20 protein-coding genes are annotated in these 19257 nt (G+C 74.3%); 12 read left to right on the forward strand and 8 right to left on the reverse strand.

What is annotated here, in order from left to right; translation table 11 throughout:
* Positions 1–97: 97 nt before the first annotated feature.
* The 7 genes from nadC (at position 98) to ACFSJS_RS06045 (ending at position 4657) form a co-directional block, all read left to right on the forward strand.
* The gene (gene nadC / locus ACFSJS_RS06015) at positions 98–1156 is read left to right on the forward strand and encodes a carboxylating nicotinate-nucleotide diphosphorylase (RefSeq protein ID WP_380897509.1); all 1059 of its coding nucleotides are present in this window, start codon (positions 98–100) and stop codon (positions 1154–1156) included.
* Complete coding sequence (locus ACFSJS_RS06020; protein WP_380897510.1) at positions 1156–1953, forward strand: type III pantothenate kinase; 798 nt, start codon at positions 1156–1158, stop codon at positions 1951–1953. Before nadC ends, ACFSJS_RS06020 begins: the two co-directional genes overlap by 1 nt.
* Positions 1954–2103: 150 nt before the next feature.
* A complete protein-coding gene (locus tag ACFSJS_RS06025; RefSeq protein WP_380897512.1) occupies positions 2104–2760 on the forward strand; it encodes a hypothetical protein in 657 nt (218 codons plus the stop codon).
* A 112-nt stretch (positions 2761–2872) separates the two neighbouring features.
* On the forward strand, positions 2873–3067 hold the full coding sequence (locus ACFSJS_RS06030; RefSeq protein WP_380897514.1) for a hypothetical protein: 195 nt from the start codon (positions 2873–2875) through the stop codon (positions 3065–3067).
* A 137-nt stretch (positions 3068–3204) separates the two neighbouring features.
* Complete coding sequence (locus tag ACFSJS_RS06035; protein WP_380897516.1) at positions 3205–3615, forward strand: BlaI/MecI/CopY family transcriptional regulator; 411 nt, start codon at positions 3205–3207, stop codon at positions 3613–3615.
* A gap of 9 nt (positions 3616–3624) precedes the next feature.
* Positions 3625–4152, forward strand: coding sequence for an amino-acid N-acetyltransferase (locus tag ACFSJS_RS06040; RefSeq protein WP_380897518.1), 528 nt, complete (start codon positions 3625–3627; stop codon positions 4150–4152).
* A 169-nt stretch (positions 4153–4321) separates the two neighbouring features.
* The gene (locus tag ACFSJS_RS06045; RefSeq protein WP_380897520.1) at positions 4322–4657 is read left to right on the forward strand and encodes a histone-like nucleoid-structuring protein Lsr2; all 336 of its coding nucleotides are present in this window, start codon (positions 4322–4324) and stop codon (positions 4655–4657) included.
* On the opposite strand, the gene ACFSJS_RS06050 is transcribed toward ACFSJS_RS06045, so the two are convergent.
* A complete protein-coding gene (locus ACFSJS_RS06050) occupies positions 4636–5058 on the reverse strand; it encodes a hypothetical protein (RefSeq protein WP_380897522.1) in 423 nt (140 codons plus the stop codon). The genes ACFSJS_RS06045 and ACFSJS_RS06050 overlap by 22 nt on opposite strands.
* Positions 5059–5561: 503 nt before the next feature.
* Here ACFSJS_RS06050 and ACFSJS_RS06055 point away from each other — a divergent pair.
* Positions 5562–8087: an ATP-dependent Clp protease ATP-binding subunit gene (locus ACFSJS_RS06055; RefSeq protein ID WP_380897524.1), complete on the forward strand. Its 2526-nt coding sequence runs from the start codon at positions 5562–5564 to the stop codon at positions 8085–8087.
* A gap of 188 nt (positions 8088–8275) precedes the next feature.
* On the forward strand, positions 8276–8722 hold the full coding sequence (locus tag ACFSJS_RS06060) for a VOC family protein (RefSeq protein ID WP_380897526.1): 447 nt from the start codon (positions 8276–8278) through the stop codon (positions 8720–8722).
* A 54-nt stretch (positions 8723–8776) separates the two neighbouring features.
* On the opposite strand, the gene cseC is transcribed toward ACFSJS_RS06060, so the two are convergent.
* From cseC to ACFSJS_RS06085, 5 genes are all read right to left on the reverse strand, one after another.
* Positions 8777–10069: a two-component system sensor histidine kinase CseC gene (gene cseC / locus ACFSJS_RS06065; protein WP_380897611.1), complete on the reverse strand. Its 1293-nt coding sequence runs from the start codon at positions 10067–10069 to the stop codon at positions 8777–8779.
* A gap of 88 nt (positions 10070–10157) precedes the next feature.
* Positions 10158–10853, reverse strand: coding sequence for a two-component system response regulator CseB (cseB, locus tag ACFSJS_RS06070; RefSeq protein WP_380897528.1), 696 nt, complete (start codon positions 10851–10853; stop codon positions 10158–10160).
* A gap of 37 nt (positions 10854–10890) precedes the next feature.
* Positions 10891–11664, reverse strand: a complete 774-nt coding sequence (locus ACFSJS_RS06075) for a hypothetical protein (RefSeq protein WP_380897530.1) — start codon at positions 11662–11664, stop codon at positions 10891–10893.
* On the reverse strand, positions 11652–12308 hold the full coding sequence (locus tag ACFSJS_RS06080) for a SigE family RNA polymerase sigma factor (RefSeq protein ID WP_380897532.1): 657 nt from the start codon (positions 12306–12308) through the stop codon (positions 11652–11654). Before ACFSJS_RS06080 ends, ACFSJS_RS06075 begins: the two co-directional genes overlap by 13 nt.
* Before the next feature lie 236 nt (positions 12309–12544).
* On the reverse strand, positions 12545–13507 hold the full coding sequence (locus ACFSJS_RS06085) for an HhH-GPD family protein (RefSeq protein WP_380897534.1): 963 nt from the start codon (positions 13505–13507) through the stop codon (positions 12545–12547).
* Between the two features lie 244 nt (positions 13508–13751).
* On the opposite strand from ACFSJS_RS06085, the gene ACFSJS_RS06090 reads away from it, so the two are divergent.
* Together ACFSJS_RS06090 and ACFSJS_RS06095 are read left to right on the forward strand one after the other, a co-directional pair.
* Entirely contained in the window at positions 13752–15512 is a 1761-nt protein-coding gene (locus ACFSJS_RS06090) for a sensor histidine kinase (protein ID WP_380897536.1), read from the forward strand.
* Between the two features lie 133 nt (positions 15513–15645).
* A complete protein-coding gene (locus ACFSJS_RS06095; RefSeq protein WP_380897538.1) occupies positions 15646–16293 on the forward strand; it encodes a response regulator transcription factor in 648 nt (215 codons plus the stop codon).
* Here the strand turns inward: ACFSJS_RS06095 and ACFSJS_RS06100 are convergent.
* Complete coding sequence (locus tag ACFSJS_RS06100) at positions 16272–16889, reverse strand: phosphatase PAP2 family protein (RefSeq protein WP_380897540.1); 618 nt, start codon at positions 16887–16889, stop codon at positions 16272–16274. The two genes, ACFSJS_RS06095 and ACFSJS_RS06100, sit on opposite strands and share 22 nt — an antisense overlap.
* 227 nt (positions 16890–17116) lie before the next feature.
* Between ACFSJS_RS06100 and ACFSJS_RS06105 the strand changes: the two genes are divergently transcribed.
* Positions 17117–17935, forward strand: a complete 819-nt coding sequence (locus ACFSJS_RS06105; RefSeq protein WP_380897542.1) for a hypothetical protein — start codon at positions 17117–17119, stop codon at positions 17933–17935.
* Positions 17936–18103: 168 nt separating this feature from the next.
* On the opposite strand, the gene disA is transcribed toward ACFSJS_RS06105, so the two are convergent.
* Positions 18104–19204, reverse strand: a complete 1101-nt coding sequence (gene disA / locus ACFSJS_RS06110) for a DNA integrity scanning diadenylate cyclase DisA (protein WP_380897544.1) — start codon at positions 19202–19204, stop codon at positions 18104–18106.
* Positions 19205–19257 lie beyond the last annotated feature (53 nt).

The raw sequence follows: 19257 nt of genomic DNA on the forward strand, positions 1-19257 counted from the left end.
GGGACGCGGTGAGCGGCGCACGCGCGGCCGCCCGGTCGCACATCATCACGGTCCCGCGCCATCGCCGCGTGGGCGGAGAAGCTCACGAGGAGACACAGTGACCCCCAGGCCCGACGAACTGCCGCTGCTCCAGATCGGTTTCGGCCGCCCCGGTGAGGCGGTGAACGGCGCCGGGGGCGGCTGCGGGGACGCCTGCGGCTGCGGCGGGGACGACGACTTCGGGCTCGACCCGCTGGAGTGCGGGCTGGACCCGGACCTCGCCCGGCTGCTGGCCGACGCCGGGCTGGACCCGGTGCAGGTCGAGGACATCGCGCACATGGCGATCGAGGAGGACCTCGACCAGGGCGTGGACGTCACCACCGTCGCCACCATTCCCGAGGACGCCGTCGCCACCGCCGACTTCACCGCCCGCGAGGCGGGTACCGTCGCCGGGCTGCGGATCGCCGAGGCGGTGCTGTCGGTGGTGTGCACCGAGGAGTTCGAGGTCGAGCGGCACGCCGAGGACGGCGACCGCGTGACGGCCGGGCAGAAGCTGCTGTCGGTGCGCACCCGCGTCCGCGACCTGCTCACCGCCGAGCGCAGCGCCCTGAACCTGCTGTGCCACCTGTCCGGCATCGCCACCGCCACCCGGGCCTGGGCCGACGCCCTCCAGGGCACCTCCGCCCGGGTCCGCGACACCCGCAAGACCACTCCCGGGCTGCGCGCCCTGGAGAAGTACGCGGTGCGCTGCGGCGGTGGCGTGAACCACCGGATGTCGCTGTCGGACGCCGCGCTGATCAAGGACAACCACGTGGTGGCGGCGGGTGGCGTGGCCCGGGCGTTCCGGGCGGTCCGCGAGGAGTTCCCGGACGTCCCGATCGAGGTGGAGGTGGACCGGCTGGACCAGATCGAGCCCGTCCTCGCGGAGGGTGCCGACCTGATCCTGCTGGACAACTTCACTCCCGAGGAGACCGCCGAGGCGGTCGCGCTGGTCGCGGGCCGGGCGAAGCTGGAGTCCTCCGGGCGGCTCACCCTGGAGAACGCCCCCGAGTACGCGGCCACCGGCGTGGACTACCTGGCGGTGGGGTCCCTCACCCACTCCTCCCCGGTCCTGGACATCGGCCTGGACCTGCGCGACGAGGAGCACGGCGCGGGTGGCGCGGGGGAGCGGGCCTGATGCTCCTCACGATCGACGTCGGCAACACGCACACCGTCCTCGGCCTGTTCGACGGCGAGGAGATCGTCGAGCACTGGAGGATCTCCACCGACGCCCGCCGCACGGCCGACGAGTGGGCCGTCCTCCTCCAGGGCCTGATGGGCATGCACCCGCTGCTCGGCGACGACCTGGGCGACGGCATCGACGGCATCTGCATCTGCTCCACCGTCCCCTCCGTGCTGCACGAGCTGCGCGAGGTGACCCGCCGGCACTACGGGGACATCCCGTCCGTCCTGGTGGAGCCCGGTGTGAAGACGGGCGTGCCCATCCTGATGGACAACCCCAAGGAGGTCGGTGCGGACCGGATCATCAACGCGGTGGCGGCGGTCGAGCTGTACGGCGGTCCCAGCATCGTCGTGGACTTCGGCACCGCCACCACCTTCGACGCGGTCTCCGCGCGCGGCGAGTACACCGGCGGCGTGATCGCCCCGGGCATCGAGATCTCCGTGGAGGCGCTGGGCGTGCGCGGCGCGCAGCTGCGCAAGATCGAGCTGGCCCGGCCGCGCAGCGTCATCGGCAAGAACACCGTCGAGGCGATGCAGTCCGGCATCCTCTACGGCTTCGCCGGCCAGGTGGACGGCGTCGTGGAGCGCATGGCGCGCGAACTGGCCGACGACCCGGGCGAGGTGACCGTCATCGCGACCGGCGGCCTGGCCCCGATGGTGCTGGGCGAGGCGGCGGCGATCGACGAGCACGAGCCGTGGCTGACGCTGATCGGGCTGCGCCTGGTCTACGAGCGGAACATGGCGCGCGGCTGAGCGGGCCGGCCGGACGCGGCGGACGGGTCGGCGGGTGCTCCCGCGGAGGCGTGGTTCTGCTCCGGCGCGGGCTCTCCTCCCGGGGGCGGTCCGGACACAGCCGGGCGGGCGATAAGACGATTTTGCCGTTTTGTGGCGTACTGTCACCGTATGCCCACGCCCCACGGTTCCCGAGGTGCCCTGGTTCTCAGCGCGGCCGAGCTCCGGGTGCTCAGAAGCGCCCTCGCCCTCGTGCTCTGCCCCGGGCACACTCCTCCTCCGCGCGCCGGGGAGCGGGCGCCGGAGCGCGCCGAGGTACTGCGCGCCTGCCTCCACCTGGCCGAGGCCCTGGAGGAGGCCGCCCGCGAGGCGGACCGGATGCGGGAGTTCCTGCTGGCCGACCTCGACCGCTACCGCGCGGCGCTGCCCGGTTCGGCGGCCGGCTACCTCGCCCGCCTGGAGGAGGCGCTCGCGGCGGACTGCCCGCCGGGCCCGGAGGACGTGGCGGCCCTGCGCGGGCTGTGCGCCCTGCCGGCGGGGCAGCGGGAGCGGCGGCGCCGCGCCGGGCTGCTGGAGCGCTGCGAGCGCCTGTGCGGGCCCGTCCCGCGCCCCGGGGACCCCGAGGCCCCCGCGCCTCCCGGGTGGTCCCCGGAGGCGCCGGGCCGCCCCGGTTCCGCGGGCCCTTCGGACTGTGCGGACTTCCCGCCGCCCGGTCCGGGGCGCGGCCGGCCGGCGGCGCTGCCCCGCCCGGTGCCCACGCCCGCCGAGGTCTTCCCCGCCGGGCGCCGGCCCTCCTGTGGGCCGCACCGGCAGGCGCAGCCCGCCTGAGCCCCGCCCGCCCCCGCGGCGGGCCCGCCCCGTTCCGCCCGGCCCCGGCTCCGGGGCGGCGGCGGGGGCGCCGGTACGCTGGAGGTCCGGTACCCGAGGAGGCTGATCCGGCATGGAGTACATTGCCGCACTCACCCCGTCGGCGGTGATGGCCGTGGCCTTCACCGCCCTCATCGTGACGATCGTCAGGAGCCAGGGCGGCGCCAACAAGGCCAAGGAGGACGCCGCCGTGGACGCGGCCCTCGCGCAGACCGACGCCGCGCAGGCGACGCGGGCCGACGGCTCCGGCGGCGGGGCGCGCGCCTGATCCTGCCGGCGGTCCGGTCCCGCACAGGGGCTTCAGGGGCGCACGCGGGGAGTTCACCCCGCGTGCGCTCCCTTTTGTTTCCCCGCCGATCAAAGTGAAACCGTCGATACGGTGCATATGCGGCTATTGTTCTGACTGTGCCCCGGCAGCTCGGAGAGTTGGAAGACGCGGTGATGACGCGGGTTTGGCAGTGGAACCGCCCGGTCACCGTGAGAGAAGTGGTGGAAGACCTCAGGCGGGAACGGCCGATCGCGTACACGACGGTCATGACCGTAATGGACAACCTCCGGGAGAAGGGCTGGCTGCGCCGGGAACGGGAGGGCCGCGCCTATCGATATGAGGCGGTCTCCACCCGGGCCGCTTACTCCGCCGCGCTGATGAACGAGGCGTGGTCGGCCAGTGACAACCCCGCGGCCGCTCTCGTGGCCTTCTTCGGCATGATGTCGGCGGAACAGGCGGAGGCCCTGCGGGACGCGCTGCGCGTCGTACAACTCGACGGAGTGCATCTCGACGCCCCCGCCGAGAGCGGTGGAGCCGTGGAGCGATAGCGTCCGGGCATGCCAGAAGCCGCGAGTCCCGTTAGCGAGGTCACCGTCCGCAGGGCGAGAACCGGTGATGTGCGCGCCGTGCGCCGCCTCATCGACATGTACGCGCGCGACCGCATCCTGCTCGACAAAGCGACCGTGACGCTTTACGAGGACATCCAGGAGTTCTGGGTCGCCGAGCGGGACCACGACGCCGAGGTGGTCGCCTGCGGCGCCCTCCACGTGATGTGGGAGGACCTGGCCGAGGTCCGTACGCTGGCGGTCGACCCCGAGCTCAGGGGGACGGGCGTGGGCCACCTGGTGCTGGAGAAGCTGCTCCAGACGGCGCGCTGGCTGGGGGTGAGGCGCATTTTCTGCCTCACCTTCGAAGTGGACTTCTTCGCCCGGCACGGCTTCACCGAGATCGGTGAGACCCCGGTGGACGGGGATGTCTACAGCGAGCTCCTGCGTTCCTATGACGAGGGCGTGGCCGAGTTCCTCGGACTCGAACGAGTGAAACCCAACACCTTGGGCAACACGCGGATGCTGCTGCACCTATGACCCTCCGGCGCCGCTCCCTATGTCCGAAAGATCCCGCCAATCCCGCCGAGAGCGGCGGACAAAGAGCACGGGGGGTTTGTGTTTTCCCCGAAAAAGCGGTTTGCTTTCGTCGTCAGTATCAGTAATCGGCTTTCGGTGACTGACCACACACGACGAATGGGAGTAACCGGTGGCGCAGAAGGTCCAGGTCCTTCTTGTCGACGACCTCGACGGCGGTGAGGCCGACGAGACCGTGACGTTCGCTCTCGACGGCAAGACCTACGAGATCGACCTCACCACCGCCAATGCGGACAAGCTCCGCGGTCTGCTGGAGCCGTACGTGAAGAACGGCCGCCGTACCGGAGGCCGTTCCGCCCGCGGCAAGGCCCCCCGTTCCTCCGGCGGCGGTTCCAGCCCGGACACGGCGAAGATCCGCGCGTGGGCGAAGGAGAACGGATACGAGGTCAACGACCGGGGACGGGTCCCCGCCAACATTCGCGAGGCCTACGAGAAGGCGAACGGCTGAGCCGCCCGCAGGAGCCGCACGCGGTGGCACTCGGCCGCCGCGGCGCTCACCAGAGCGGCCAGGCCGGCCAGACCCGTCCCGCACCCCCACCCGGGAGGCCGCAGCCACACGGCGGCCTCCCGGGGGTCGTACGCGGCCAGGACGGTCAGGTCCAGCCCGATCCCGCCCCACTCCAGCCACTCCAGCAGCCCGGGCAGCTCCTCGGCGCTCCCGGGAGGCACCAGGAAGCGGGTCCGGGCGGTCGCCGGATCCCAGGCGACCGCTCCGGTGCGGAGCCGGCGGCGCAGCAGCGCCCGGCCCGCCTCCTCCGGCACGTCCAGCGCGTCCGGGAGGCCCGGTGGGTCCGGGGCGGCGGGCGGGCGCGGCCACTGCGGGAACGACGGGGGTGCCGTGAGCGTCATGCACGGATCAACTGCCGGGGACCGGATCGGTCACGCAGCGTCCCCGTTCGCCACCCGGCGTGCGCGGGCGAGGGCGGGGCGGGCGCGGCGGAGCGCGCAAGAGTGTTCGCCAGTAGCGGATGCACCCGCCCTGCCCGGCATGGACCGTCGGCCTGCCGGGGTAAGAAGTCGGTGAAGAAATCCCACGTGGAACGGGGGTGCGGCACCGGCGATGGAGCGGTGGACGGACGCGTCGGCCAAGGAGCGTTCGCCGTCGGCGTAGTGGAAGCGGGCGGATATGTCTGGCCTGCGGGAACATCGTCTCGCACCATCGGGTTGGAACTGTCGTCGGCTGTTCGGGACGAGGGCGGTGAACGCCGGGCCTCATCCCCCGCCAGCGCGGGAGCGATCCGGACGGATGTCGGCAGTTGGAATGAGCGGTCCCCGCTTGCGGGACTAAGCTGCGGAAGGACAGGGAGGGGACCGACCCCTTACTGCCTGACCGCTCTGAGGAGCGATTAACGATGTTCGAGAGGTTCACCGACCGCGCGCGGCGGGTTGTCGTCCTGGCTCAGGAAGAAGCCCGGATGCTCAACCACAACTACATCGGCACCGAGCACATCCTCCTGGGCCTGATCCACGAGGGTGAGGGTGTCGCCGCTAAGGCCCTGGAGAGCCTCGGGATTTCGCTCGAGGCGGTCCGCCAGCAGGTGGAGGAGATCATCGGCCAGGGCCAGCAGGCCCCGTCCGGCCACATCCCCTTCACCCCCCGTGCCAAGAAGGTCCTGGAGCTGTCGCTCCGCGAGGCCCTTCAGCTCGGCCACAACTACATCGGCACCGAGCACATCCTGCTGGGCCTGATCCGCGAGGGCGAGGGCGTCGCCGCCCAGGTCCTCGTGAAGCTCGGCGCCGACCTCAACCGGGTGCGGCAGCAGGTCATCCAGCTGCTCTCCGGTTACTCGGGAGGCAAGGAGACCGCCGCCGCAGGCGGCCCCGCCGAGGGCACCCCCTCGACCTCCCTGGTGCTGGACCAGTTCGGCCGCAACCTCACCCAGGCTGCCCGCGAATCCAAGCTCGACCCGGTCATCGGGCGCGAGAAGGAGATCGAGCGGGTCATGCAGGTGCTGTCCCGCCGCACCAAGAACAACCCGGTCCTCATCGGCGAGCCCGGCGTCGGCAAGACGGCGGTCGTCGAGGGCCTGGCCCAGGCCATCGTCAAGGGCGAGGTGCCCGAGACGCTCAAGGACAAGCACCTCTACACCCTGGACCTGGGCGCCCTGGTCGCCGGATCCCGCTACCGCGGTGACTTCGAGGAGCGCCTGAAGAAGGTCCTCAAGGAGATCCGCACCCGCGGCGACATCATCCTGTTCATCGACGAGCTCCACACCCTGGTGGGTGCGGGTGCCGCCGAGGGCGCGATCGACGCCGCCAGCATCCTCAAGCCGATGCTGGCCCGCGGGGAGCTCCAGACCATCGGCGCGACGACGCTGGACGAGTACCGCAAGCACCTGGAGAAGGACGCGGCCCTGGAGCGCCGCTTCCAGCCCATCCAGGTCGCCGAGCCGTCGCTGCCGCACACCATCGAGATCCTCAAGGGCCTGCGCGACCGCTACGAGGCGCACCACCGCGTGTCCATCACGGACGCCGCGCTGGTGGCCGCCGCGACGCTCGCCGACCGCTACATCTCCGACCGCTTCCTGCCGGACAAGGCGATCGACCTGATCGACGAGGCCGGGTCCCGGATGCGCATCCGCCGGATGACCGCTCCGCCGGACCTGCGCGAGTTCGACGAGAAGATCGCGAACGTCCGCCGGGAGAAGGAGTCCGCGATCGACTCGCAGGACTTCGAGAAGGCCGCCTCGCTCCGCGACACGGAGAAGCAGCTCCTGGCCGCCAAGGCCAAGCGGGAGAAGGAGTGGAAGGCCGGCGACATGGACGTCGTCGCCGAGGTGGACGAGGAGCTGATCGCCGAGGTCCTGGCCACGGCCACGGGCATCCCGGTCTTCAAGCTCACCGAGGAGGAGTCCTCGCGCCTGCTCCGCATGGAGGACGAGCTGCACAAGCGCGTCATCGGGCAGGAGGACGCCATCAAGGCGCTGTCCCAGGCCATCCGCCGCACGCGGGCCGGCCTGAAGGACCCCAAGCGCCCCGGCGGCTCGTTCATCTTCGCCGGTCCGTCCGGCGTCGGTAAGACCGAGCTGTCCAAGACGCTGGCCGAGTTCCTCTTCGGGGACGAGGACGCGCTGATCTCCCTCGACATGTCGGAGTTCAGCGAGAAGCACACCGTCTCGCGGCTGTTCGGCTCGCCTCCCGGCTACGTCGGGTACGAGGAGGGCGGCCAGCTGACGGAGAAGGTGCGCCGCAAGCCGTTCTCGGTCGTCCTGTTCGACGAGGTCGAGAAGGCCCACCCGGACATCTTCAACTCGCTGCTGCAGATCCTGGAGGACGGTCGCCTGACCGACTCCCAGGGCCGGGTGGTGGACTTCAAGAACACCGTCATCATCATGACGACGAACCTCGGCACCCGGGACATCTCCAAGGGCTTCAACCTGGGCTTCGCCGCCCAGGGCGACGTCCGCACCGGGTACGAGCGGATGAAGGCGAAGGTCAACGAGGAGCTCAAGCAGCACTTCCGGCCCGAGTTCCTCAACCGTGTCGACGACACGGTGGTCTTCCACCAGCTCACCGAGGGCGACATCATCCAGATCGTCGACCTGATGGTCGACAAGGTGGACGAGCGGCTGAAGGACCGCGACATGGGCATCGAGCTCAGCGGTGACGCCAAGAAGCTGCTCGCCAAGAAGGGCTACGACCCCGTCCTGGGCGCCCGGCCGCTGCGCCGGACGATCCAGCGGGAGATCGAGGACGTGCTGTCGGAGAAGATCCTCTTCGGCGAGCTGCGCCCCGGTCACATCGTGGTCGTCGACACCGAGGGCGAGGGCGAGCAGAAGAAGTTCACCTTCCGCGGCGAGGAGAAGTCGGCCCTGCCGGACGTCCCTCCGGTGGAGTCGGCGGCCGGCGGCGGCCCGAACCTCTCCAAGGAGGCCTGATCCGCGCCCCTCGCCGGTAGGCGGGGGCCGGAAGCCCGCGGCGCGGCCCGGGACCGTACGAACGGTCCCGGGCCGCGCCGCGTCCGTGCCGCCGGGAAGCGCCCGAAGGAATGCCGCGCGGGGAGGCGGGGCGGGACGGACGCCGCCTACGGTGGAGGAGCAGGCGCACACCGGGTGTGGGAGCGATCATGATCAAGGGGCTGGCGGCGGCCACCGTGTGGTCGACGGACCAGGAGCGGGACCTGGCGTTCTTCATCGAGAAACTCGGTTTCGAGCTGCGCGGCGACACCTCGGCGGACGGGGTGCGCCGGATCACCGTCGGGGCCAGGGACCAGCCGGACGTCGAACTGGCACTGGTGCGCACCGACGGCCCCGGGCCGGGCCCGGCGGCGGAGGCGCTGGCGGAGTTGGTCCGTGCGGGGGTCCTGGGGGCCGCCGTGATGCGGACGGACGACTGCCGGGCCGCCTACGAGGAGCTGAGGGCCCGTGGCGTGGAGTTCCTCCAGGAGCCGCGGGAGCGGCCGCACGGCACCGAGGCGGTCTTCCGCGACCCGTCCGGCAACCGGTACGCGCTGGTCGAGCGGCCCGCGGCCGGGGACGACCGGAGCAGGGAGTGGTCGGAGGTCTGCGACTGACGGGGCCCGGCCGATCCGGGCCGGGACCGGCTCCGCGGCCCCCGCGGGCGCCGCTCACGGGTGGGGGGTGTCCGGAGGTGAGCCGGGCAGCCACAGGACGGCCACCGCGCCGCCCGGCTCGGCGTTGCGGAAGGTCAGCCGGGCGCCGAGCACCCGCGCCTGGCCCGCCGCGATCGTCAGCCCCAGGCCGTGGCCCCGCCCCGCCCGGTCCGTGCTGCCGGTCCGGAAGCGGCTGGGTCCCCCGGACAGCAGCACGGGCGGGAAGCCGGGGCCGTGGTCGCGCACCCGCAGCCTGCGCCCGTCCACGGTGACTTCCACCGGAGGACGGCCGTGGCGGGCGGCGTTGACCAGCAGATTGCCCAGGATCCGCTCCAGGCGGCGCGGATCGGTGGTGACGACGGCGTCCCGCCGGACGGTCAGCTCCGCCTCGGGCGCCAGCGCGCGCACCCGGCGTGTGACGAACTCGCCCAGCGCCACCTCCTGGAGCTCCGCCCGCTCGGCGGCCCCGTCCAGCCGGGCCACCTCCAGCACCTCCTCCACCAGGGTGCGCAGCGCCTGGGCACGGTCGCGGACCAGTTCGGTGGGGCGGCCGGGCGGCAGGAGCTCGGCGGCGGTGACCAGCCCGGTCACCGGGGTGCGCAGCTCGTGCGCGATGTCGGCGGTGACCCGGCGCTCGGCCTCCAGCCGCTGCTGGAGGGCGTCGGCCATCCGGTCGACGGCGCGGGCCAGGTCGTCGGTCTCGTCCCGCACCCGGCCCCCGATGGCCTCCCGCACGCGCACCCGGGTCTCGCCCTGGGCCACCCGGCCCGCCGCGGCGGCCGCCTGGCGCAGCCGCCGGGAGAGCTGTCCGCCGATCAGCACGCCCAGGACGGTGCCGCCCAGCACCACCGCCGCCGAGCCGAGCACCAGCACCCGGTCGAGGTCGGCGAGGACGGCGTAGCGGTCGGTGAAGCGGGTGTGCAGGGAGAGCACCCGGCCGTCGGGCAGCGGCGCGGCCGCCCACACGTCCAGGGCCTGGCCGGGCTCCTCCGCCACGTAGGTGGCGCGCTCGCCCCGGGCGGCGGCCGCCGCCAGCGGGGCGGGCAGCGCGGGGTCGTCGATCTCGGCGCCGAAGGGGAGCCGGCCCAGGGACTCGTAGATCCGCTGGGCCGCCAGGACCCGCTCGTCCTGCACGTCGCGGCTGCTGTCGAGCATCGAGGCGCGGGCGGCGTTGTGCACCACCAGGCTGAGCACCACCGCCACCAGCGCGCCGACGGCGGCGATGGCGATGCTGAGCTTCCAGCGCAGGCCGGTGCGCGGCGCCCAGCGGGCCGTGCGGTGCCGGGCGGCGCGGAGCGCCCCGGGCAGGGCTTCGGGGAGGGAGCGCCACGACCGCCGGGCACGGGTCGGGAGGAGGGGCCCGGGACGGGAGGGGCCGGAAGGAGTCACCCGGCGGTCAACCCCTCAGCTTGTAGCCGAAGCCGCGGACCGTCTCGATCCGCCGCTGGCCTATCTTGCCGCGCAGGCGCTGGACGTGGACGTCCACGACCCGGGTGTCCCCGCCCCAGCCGTAGTCCCAGACCCGCTCCAGCAGCCGGTCCCGGCTGAGCACCGTGCCCGGCGCGGCGGAGAACTCCAGCAGCAGCCGCATCTCCGTGGGGGTCAGCGGCACCGGCTCCCCGTCGCGCCGCACCTCCATGCCCTCGGTGTCGACCTCCAGGTCCCCGAACCGCAGCAGCCCCGGCTCCCCCTCCTCCGCGCCGCCGGCCGCCACCGCCCTGGCGTGGTCGAAGCGCCGCAGCACCGCGCGGATGCGGGCGACCAGCACGGCGCCGTCGAACGGCTTGGTCACGTAGTCGTCGGCCCCCGCCTCCAGCCCCAGCACCACGTCGATGGAGTCGGCCCGCGCCGACACCATGACCACGGGGACCATCGACTCGTCACGGATGCGGCGGCACAGGCTCACCCCGTCCAGTTCCGGGACCATCACGTCCAGCAGCGCGATGTCGGGCTCCCGGGAGCGGAACGCCGCCAGCCCCGCCAGCCCGTCCGCCACCGCCGTCACCGTGAAGCCGACGCGCTCCAGGGCCAGCTGGGTGGCCTCCCGGATGACGTCGTCGTCCTCCACGAAGAGCACGTGTGTGTCGGCCATCCGCTCCTCCTCGGCTCCCGCCGGCCCCCGCCGGCTCTCATCGGTCCTCCCCGCCGCCGCTGCCCGGCGACCCCGGCCGGCGGTCCGCCGGGGAACCGGGCGACGCGCCGGGCGCCCCGGGAGCCGTGAGCGCGCGACCCACCTCGGTGAACCGGTCGGCCCTCCACGCGTAGGTGACCACCTCCCGGGCCGAGGGGCAGCACACGGGGTCGCCGTCCGCGTAGACCTGCAGGCTCACCCGCAGCAGTCCGCCGTCCGCCTCGGCGTGTACGGGGGGTTCCTCGGACGAGAAGACGCTGACGTACTGCCCGTTGGTGCTCTGCCGGTAGACGTAGGAGCCCACCCCCATGCCGCCGGCGCAGTCCGAGACGTTGACCAGGACGTCGTGGGCGTGGCCGCCGGTCAGCCGACCGTACGCCACGTCCACCGGCCAGACCTCCGCCTCGGCCGAACACGGCCGCAGGGACTCCTTGACGCTGCGGCCGACCTTGGGGTCCTCGCGCAGCAGGGCCAGGACGTCCAGCTCCCCCTCGGTCCCGGGCGGGTAGACGGGACGGGCCCCGGCGGGCGGCGCCTGGGCGTCCGGATCGCGGGGGGCCGGCGCGGTCCCGGCCGGTGCCCGGGGGACGGCGGTGGAGGGGGGCGGGCTCACGGGGAGCGGGGAGGCCTCGGGACTCGGGGGCGCGGAGGAGGAGCCGGCGGCCGACTCGATCCGCACACCGCCGTCGTCGCACCCGGCCAGCACGGACGCCAGCAGCACGGCGGCCGTCGCAGCCGCCGCCGTCCGCGCGCCGAACGTCACCCGCACCACCGTTCGTCCACCTCCCGCGCGTCTCCGCGTTCGCAGCGGCCGGGGACCCGGCCTCCGGTCGCTGTGCCACGGGGCCGGGCGGCCGCCGCCACCGGCTCGTTCCTTCCGGCACCACCCGCACCGCGCTCCCGGCGGCCGCGGCTCTCCAGCTCCTCGCGCAGCCGGGCCAGCCCGCGGTGCAGGGTGCTCTTGACGGTACCCGGCGACATGCCGAGGGCCGCGGCCGTCTCCTCGGTGCTCAGCTGCTCCCAGTGGCGCAGTACGACCACGCCGCGCTGCCTGGGGGGCAGCACCCCCAGTATGTCGAGGAGCAGGGCCCGGTCGGCGTGCCGCTCGGTGCCGTCGTCGACGCTGAGCACGTCCGGCGGCAGCTCGGTGGGCACCTCGTCCAGCCTGCGGGAGCGCCACCACTGGGTGCGGGTGTTGAGCATCACCCGGCGCAGGTAGGCGTCGGCGAGGGACTTGTCGGCTATGCCGTCCCAGTGGCCGTAGGTGCGGGCCAGGGCGGTCTGGAGGAGGTCCTGGGCGTCGGACGGGTCGGAGACGAGGCGGCGGGCACTGCGCAGCAGGGCGTCGTGCCGTGTCCGGACGTACTCCTCGAAGTCCAGCTCCGGTGCCTGCGGCGCCGCTGCGGTGGTGGTCATGCCGCCCCCTGGTGTCCCCGTACTCGTGATCGACCGGGCAGGGACGTTACGGAGGCGGTGTTGCAGCCCGGTCCTGGGAGGGGCACGGGGACCGCACGGCTGTCCGGCGGTTGTGTAACGGTCCGGGCTGCGGGCTGCGGGCTGCGGGCTGCGGGTTGTGACGGGGCGGCGGAGGGGGGGCCGGGCGGGCCGGGAGCCCGGTGCGGGGTGCGGCGGCCGCACCGCCGCACCCCGCCTCACAGACCGCGGGCCCGGCCCTGGGGCAGCCGGTAGACACCGCCCTCCAACGGCTCCACCAGGCCGTCCGCGACCAGACCGTCCAGCGCGCGGGCCCGCTGCACCGGCTCGTCCCAGACCTTGTCCAGGACGGCCTGCGGCACCGGCTCCACCGCCTCGCGCAGCACGGCCAGCAGCCGGCCGCGCACCTGCCGGTCGGTGCCCGCATAGCTCTGGCCGCGGCGCGGCGGACCGTCGTGCGCGGGGGAGCCCGCCCGGCGCCAGGCGCACAGGTCGGCGATCGGGCAGCGCCCGCAGTCCGGCCTGCGGGCCGTGCACACCAGGGCGCCCAGCTCCATCGTCGCCGCCGCCCAGCGTGCGGCCGTCGTCTCGTCCTCGGGGAGGACGGCCCGGGCCAGCCGGCGCTCGGCGGCGGTGGTGGCGGTCGGCGGGAACTCGCGTCCGCCGAAGGCACGGGCGAAGACCCGCCGGACGTTGGTGTCCAGCACGGCGTGCCGCTGCCCGTACGCGAAGGAGGCCACGGCGGCGGCCGTGTACTCGCCCACCCCCGGCAGGGCCAGGAGCTGGGCGTGCTCGCGCGGGACGTCGCCGCCGTGCCGTTCCGTTATGGCGGCGGCGGCACCGTGCAGGCGCAGTGCGCGGCGCGGGTAGCCCAGCCGGCCCCAGGCGCGCACCGCCTCGCCGGGGGGCTCGGCGGCCAGATCGGCCGGGCGCGGCCAGCGGGCGAGCCACTGCTCGTACACGGGCAGCACACGGCTGACGGGGGTCTGCTGGAGCATGAACTCGCTGACCATCACGCCCCAGGCGCCCGCTTCGGGGCGGCGCCAGGGCAGGTCGCGGGCGTGTTCGGCGAACCAGTCGATGACCGGTCCGTGCACATCGGTCGGGTCGGGGGAGTCGGCGGGGCGGGGGCCGGCCACGTGGAGGCCGGTGGCGCTTTGTTCGGATGTGGTCGCAGTCATGGCGGTTCCGATCCTGACACGGCGGGGCGCGGCAGCGAAGCGGCCCGCGCCGATGGGCCCCGCGCACCACCCGTCCCACCCGCCGGACGTCACCCGTCCCACCCCGCCCGCCGCGCGGCGCTCCCCGCGCGGCGCCCGCTGCGTTCCGGGCCCGCCGGTCCCGCCGCGCTTCCTCCCCGGGGAGGGGTGCGCACCTGACTTTCGGCAGGGGCGCGGCCCACCGGCGGCCGGTAGCGTCGGAGCGGTGAGAGCCCGCTCCGACCTCGCCGCAGACGGTGCCGCCGCCCGGCCCACGGGCCGGTCCACCGCCCGTTCCGCCGGACGCGCCGCCCTGGCATGGGCGGTGATCGGTCTGCCCGTGGTGTTCGGCGACCGCTACGGGCGCACGGAACCGGTGGAGTGGTGGTGGACGGCCGGCGGGCTCGCGGGGCTGGCCGCGGCGGTCGCGCTCGTCCGCACCCGGCCGGTGGTGAGCTGGCAGCTGGCCGCCGGCCTGTCGCTGGCCGCCGCCCCAGGGCTGTTCAGCCTCTCCTACGGGGGCGCGCAGGCGTTCTTCGCCTACGTCCTGGGGCGCCGTGCCGAGCGGACGCGGCCCGCGCTGCGCGCCTTCGCCGCCGTCGCCGCGGTGGGCACCGCCCTCACCCCGCTGCGTGCCCCGGACCCGGTGATGGTGTGGCTCGTCCTCGTCGGCACCCTGCTGTTCGGCACCGTCTTCCCCTGGCTGGTGGGCCGCCACCGGCGCCAGGACGGGGCTTTGATGCGGGCCCTGGTGGAGCGCGCCGAGCACTTGGAACGCGAGCGGACGATGGTCGCCGACCGGGCCCGGCTGCGTGAGCGCGCCCGGATCGCCGAGGACATGCACGACGCGCTCGGCCACGAGCTCAGCCTGATCGCGCTGCGCGCCGGGGCCCTCCAGGTGGCGCCCGGCCTGGCGGAGGAGCACCGGTCGGCGGCGGGGGAGGTGCGCGCGGCCGCGGCCGCCGCGACCGACCGGTTGCGCGAGATCATCGGCGTCCTGCGGGATCCGGACCCCGCAGGCGGCGTCCCTCCGGCCCCTCTGGGACCGACCGGGGAGACAGTCGCCGCACTGGTGGAGCGGGCCGCCGGCTCCGGGATGGCGGTGCGCCTGGCGGGCGGCGCCGCAGGACTGCCGGCCCCGGTGGAACGCGCTGCCCACCGGGTGGTGCAGGAGGCGCTGACCAACGCGGCCAAGCACGCCCCCGGCACCGCCGTCACCGTCGCCGTGGAAGGCGGCCCGCAGGAGGCCCGGGTGACCGTCGTCAACGGGCCGCCGCCCCGGACGGGTGGCCGCTTTCCGGACGACCGCCTTCCGGACGGCTGCGTCCCCGCGCCGGGGGCGGAGCCCCGGGCCGTCGACGTCGTCGGCCGTCCCGGATCCGGCGGGGGCGGCAGCGGACTGGCCGCCCTGCGAGAACGGGTACGCCTGGTCGGCGGGGAGTTCACCGCGGGCCCGCTCCCCGGCGGGGGCTTCCGCGTGTCGGCCCGGCTGCCGTACGCGGGAGCCGCCCGGATGGCAGGGGACGGCCCGCCCGTGCACGGCCCGCGGGCGGAACTCGACATCGCCTCCCTCCGGTTCTCCCAGCAGCAGAGGGCGGGCCGTCGCTGGGTCCTGACGGCGTCCGCGGTCGCCGGCGGGGCGGCCGTCGCCGTGGTGGCGGCCGTCCTCGGTTGGTACGCCTACACCACCGCTCACTCCGTGCTGCCGCGCGAGACCTACGAGCGGCTGCGCATCGGTGACCGGGAGACGGAGGTCGGGCTTCGGCTGCCGGACCGGTCGGTCACCGACCCGCCGACCGACCGTGCGCCCGCCCCGCCGGCCGGAGCCCGCTGCGCGTACTACCGGACCAGCGGTGAACTCTTCACCAGCGTGGCCACCTACCGGCTGTGCTTCGCCGACGGCCGCCTGGTGGAGAAGACCGTCGTCCCCACGGCCGGGAGTCCCGTGTCCGTGGACGGCGGCGGGAGGGCCGGGTGGGAGCGGTGACGGAGACGGACGGGCGGCGGGAGGCGCCGGGCCGCCGCGGTGGGCGCCGGCCCGGGCCGGCCGGCAGGACGTACGGGGGAACACACAGGAGGGGCCGCGGGGGCCGGGGGCCCAGCGGAGGAAGGTGGTCGGGATGATCCGCGTACTGCTGGCCGACGACGAGGCGATGGTCCGCGCCGGAGTGCGGGCCATCCTCTCCGCCGATCCCGGGATCGAGGTGGTGGCGGAGGCCGGGGACGGACGGGAGGCCGTCGGCCTGGCCCGCGCCCACCGGCCCGACGTGGCCCTGCTCGACATCCGCATGCCGCGGCTGGACGGACTGGCCGCCGGCGAGCAGATCACCCGGGCCGTACCGGAGACCGCCGTCGTCATCCTCACCACCTTCTCCGAGGACACCTACATCACCCGTGCGCTGGGCGGTGGCGCCAGCGGCTTCCTGCTGAAGTCCGGTGATCCCCACGAGCTGCTCTCCGGGGTGCGGGCGGCGGCCGAGGGGGGCGCGTTCCTCTCCCCGAAGGTCGCCCGGCACGTCATCAGCGAACTCGGAGCCCGGCGCCTGGCGCGCGGTGCCGCCGCCCGTACGCGCACCGAGGTGCTCACCGTCCGCGAGCGCGAGGTGCTGGCCCTCGTCGGGGCCGGGCTGTCCAACGCGGAGATCGCCCGGCGCCTCCACATCACCGAGGGCACCGTGAAGGGGTATGTGAGCGCCATCCTGGACCGGTTGGAGGTCGGCAACCGGGTCCAGGCGGCGATCGTCGCCTACGAGGCCGGTCTGGTGTAGCCCGCCCGGGCGCGCAATCGGGCCGTCAGAGCCGTCCCCGGCCGAGCGGCCGCCCACACCACCAACGGCACCACGACGGCGCCCAGCGCCGCGCCCGCGGCCACGTCGTGCGGATAGTGCACCCCGAGGAAGACCCTGGAGAAAGCCGTCAGCACCGCCAGCGGCAGCACCACCCAGGCCGCCGCCCGCCAGACGAGCACGACGGCCACCGCCGTGGCGGCGGCGATGGTGGCGTGGTTGCTGGGGAAGGACCAGTCGCCCGGCTCCGGGCAGGGCGCGATCGGAGCCGGCGCACCCGCCACGGCCCGGCACGGCCTCTCCTCCCGCACGACCACTTTGACCGTCTCGCTGATGCCGTACGCCACCGCCACCGCGGGCAGACCCAGCAGCGCGGGGGCGAGCGCCCGCGGTTCGGCCCGCCGAAGCCGCCAGCACGCCACCGCCAGCAGGGACAGGAGGACCAGGAGTCCCCCCTCGGTGCCGTACTCGGCCAGGGTGTGCACCCAGCCGGGAGTGTCGTACGCGAAGCCGATGACGTCCCGGTAGAGGCCGGCGGGAGGACCGTCGCCGGAGACGTACAGAAGATCACTGCTCATGCGTGAACGGTACGGAAGGTGAACCCGCCGTCACACCCGGCGATCGTCGGGTCCGGCCCCCGACCATCGTCAGGTCACACAAGGCCGCTCATCATAAAAGTTGACCTCTTGTGCGGCGGGTAAGACCGTCCGGGGGACATGATGTCTCGTAAGGTTTGCGCGTGGGATCTCTGCGCAATCCGGTTGGACCCCTTCCTTCCTCCATCTACTGGCGGAGAAGGGCGGTCGTGCTTGCGCTCCTGGTACTCCTGGCGCTGCTCGTCATATGGGCCGTCGGGTTCGGGGGCTCCGGCGGCGGGGGCAAGGACGGCCAGGGCGGCAAACGGGACGGCGACCAGGCCGCCAGCTCCATCACCCCCGGCCCCTCCTCCTCCGAGTCCCTGATCAGCGAACGCCCCGGCGGGCGCGACGAGGCGAGCGGCGGCACCGGCGGCAGCGACGGCAGCGGCGGCCGGACAGGCTCCGGGAGCGGCGGCGCCGACGGCGCCGGCGGCTCCGCGGGGGCCGGCGGCGCGGACGACCCCGGCGGCGCGACCGGCGGCGGCCCCGGTGGATCCGGCGGCACGGGGGCCACGGGCGGTTCCGGCGGGCCGGAAGCCGGCACGCCGGGCGGTGCCGAGGCCGTGCCGGCCGGTTCGTCCCTCCCCGGCTGCCGTCCCGGCTCGGTCGAGGTGACGCTGCGCAGCGCCGAGAACCGCTACGCGCCGGACGAGGAGCCCACCTTCCACCTGACGGTGCGGAACGAGGGCGGCAGCGCCTGCAAGGTCGACCTCGGCAGCGGGTCCGTCGTCTTCACCATCACCGAGGCCGGGGACGGCGGCGAGAAGGTCTGGAAGTCCCAGGACTGCCCCGAGGGCGCCCGCTCGGCGTTCTACCGGGTCCCCGCCGACGGGACGGCCGTCCGCACCCTGGAGTGGGACCGCCGCCACAGCACCCCCGGGTGCGGCACCCCCGCGGGCAGGGCCGGCGCGGGCACCTACCTGGTGGAGGCGGAGGTGGCGGGCCTGGACGAGGTGCGCACCTCGTTCGTCCTCACCAAGGACTGACGGGAGCCGTCCCCACCACGGACCGACGGGAGCCGGGGCCGGCTCCCGGGGACGCGGCGCGGCGGGGGCGGGCACCAAAGGAAGCGGGGGAAGGAAGACGGAGGCGGGGGCGGCGCACCGTCCCCGCCCGGCCGTACGACGCCCGGCCGGGGCGGGCCGGACGACCCGTCAGACGTACCGTTCCAGGATCGACGACTCCGCCAGCCGCGAGAGGCCCTCGCGGACCGACCGGGCCCGCGCCTCGCCCACACCGTCGACGGTCTGGAGGTCGTCCACGCTCGCGGCCAGCAGCTTCTGCAGCCCGCCGAAGTGCTCGACGAGCCGCTCGATCACGGCGTTCGGCAGCCTCGGCACCTTCGCCAGCAGGCGGTAACCGCGCGGCGAGACCGCCGAGTCCAGCGTCTCGGGCGACCCGCTGTACCCCAGGGCGCGGGCGACGGTGGGCAGTTCGAGGAGCTCGGTGTGGGTGAGCCTGTCCAGCTCGGCCAGCGCCTCGGCGACCGTGCGGGACCGCTTGGCCGTCGGCTCGGGCACGTAGTCGCGCGCGACCAGCTCGCGCTCGGGTTCCACGCCCGCGATCAACTCGTCGAGCTGGAGGGAGAGCAGGCGCCCGTCCGTGCCCAACTCCACCACGTACTCGGCGATCTCCGTGGCGATCCGGCGCACCATCTCCAGCCGCTGCGAGACGGCGGAGACGTCGCGGACGGTCACCAGGTCCTCGATCTCCAGCGCGGAGAGCGTGCCGGCCACCTCGTCCAGGCGCAGCTTGTACCGCTCCAGCGTGGCCAGCGCCTGGTTGGCCCGGGACAGGATCGCGGCCGAGTCCTCCAGCACCCGCCGCTGCCCGTCGACGTACAGGGCGATCAGCCGCATCGACTGGCTCACCGAGACCACCGGGAAGCCGGTCTGGATCGACACCCGCTGCGCCGTGCGGTGCCGGGTGCCCGTCTCCTCCGTCGGGATCGAGGCGTCCGGCACGAGCTGCACGCCCGCCCGCACGATCTTGGTGATGTCCTTGTCGAGGATCAGCGCGCCGTCCAGCTTGCACAGCTCGCGCAGCCGCGTCGCGCTGAACTCCACGTCCAGCACGAACCCACCGGAGCACAGCGCCTCGACGGTCTTGTCCATGCCCAGGACGATGAGTCCGCCGGTGTTCCCCCGCAGGACGCGCTCCAGGCCGTCGCGCAGGGCGGTGCCCGGTGCGACCGCGCTCAGTGAGGCGCGCAACAGGCCGTCGGCGCCGGCTGCTGCCCGGTCGTTGGCTGCCACGGCACTCCTTCGGGTCATGCGTACGTACGGGCGAGACCTGGGCAAAGTCTACC

Source organism: Streptomyces desertarenae (assembly GCF_042681365.1).
Taxonomy (GTDB): Bacteria; Actinomycetota; Actinomycetes; order Streptomycetales; family Streptomycetaceae; genus Streptomyces; species Streptomyces desertarenae.

Coding starts and splice junctions, on each gene's coding strand:
- ACFSJS_RS06020 (WP_380897510.1), top strand. CDS start 1,156: ATGCTCCTCACGATCGACGTCGGCAACACGCACACCGTCCTCGGCCTG.
- ACFSJS_RS06025 (WP_380897512.1), top strand. CDS start 2,104: ATGCCCACGCCCCACGGTTCCCGAGGTGCCCTGGTTCTCAGCGCGGCC.
- ACFSJS_RS06030 (WP_380897514.1), top strand. CDS start 2,873: ATGGAGTACATTGCCGCACTCACCCCGTCGGCGGTGATGGCCGTGGCC.
- ACFSJS_RS06040 (WP_380897518.1), top strand. CDS start 3,625: ATGCCAGAAGCCGCGAGTCCCGTTAGCGAGGTCACCGTCCGCAGGGCG.
- ACFSJS_RS06050 (WP_380897522.1), bottom strand. CDS start 5,058: ATGACGCTCACGGCACCCCCGTCGTTCCCGCAGTGGCCGCGCCCGCCC.
- ACFSJS_RS06055 (WP_380897524.1), top strand. CDS start 5,562: ATGTTCGAGAGGTTCACCGACCGCGCGCGGCGGGTTGTCGTCCTGGCT.
- ACFSJS_RS06060 (WP_380897526.1), top strand. CDS start 8,276: ATGATCAAGGGGCTGGCGGCGGCCACCGTGTGGTCGACGGACCAGGAG.
- cseB (WP_380897528.1), bottom strand. CDS start 10,853: ATGGCCGACACACACGTGCTCTTCGTGGAGGACGACGACGTCATCCGG.
- ACFSJS_RS06080 (WP_380897532.1), bottom strand. CDS start 12,308: ATGACCACCACCGCAGCGGCGCCGCAGGCACCGGAGCTGGACTTCGAG.
- ACFSJS_RS06085 (WP_380897534.1), bottom strand. CDS start 13,507: ATGACTGCGACCACATCCGAACAAAGCGCCACCGGCCTCCACGTGGCC.
- ACFSJS_RS06095 (WP_380897538.1), top strand. CDS start 15,646: ATGATCCGCGTACTGCTGGCCGACGACGAGGCGATGGTCCGCGCCGGA.
- ACFSJS_RS06100 (WP_380897540.1), bottom strand. CDS start 16,889: ATGAGCAGTGATCTTCTGTACGTCTCCGGCGACGGTCCTCCCGCCGGC.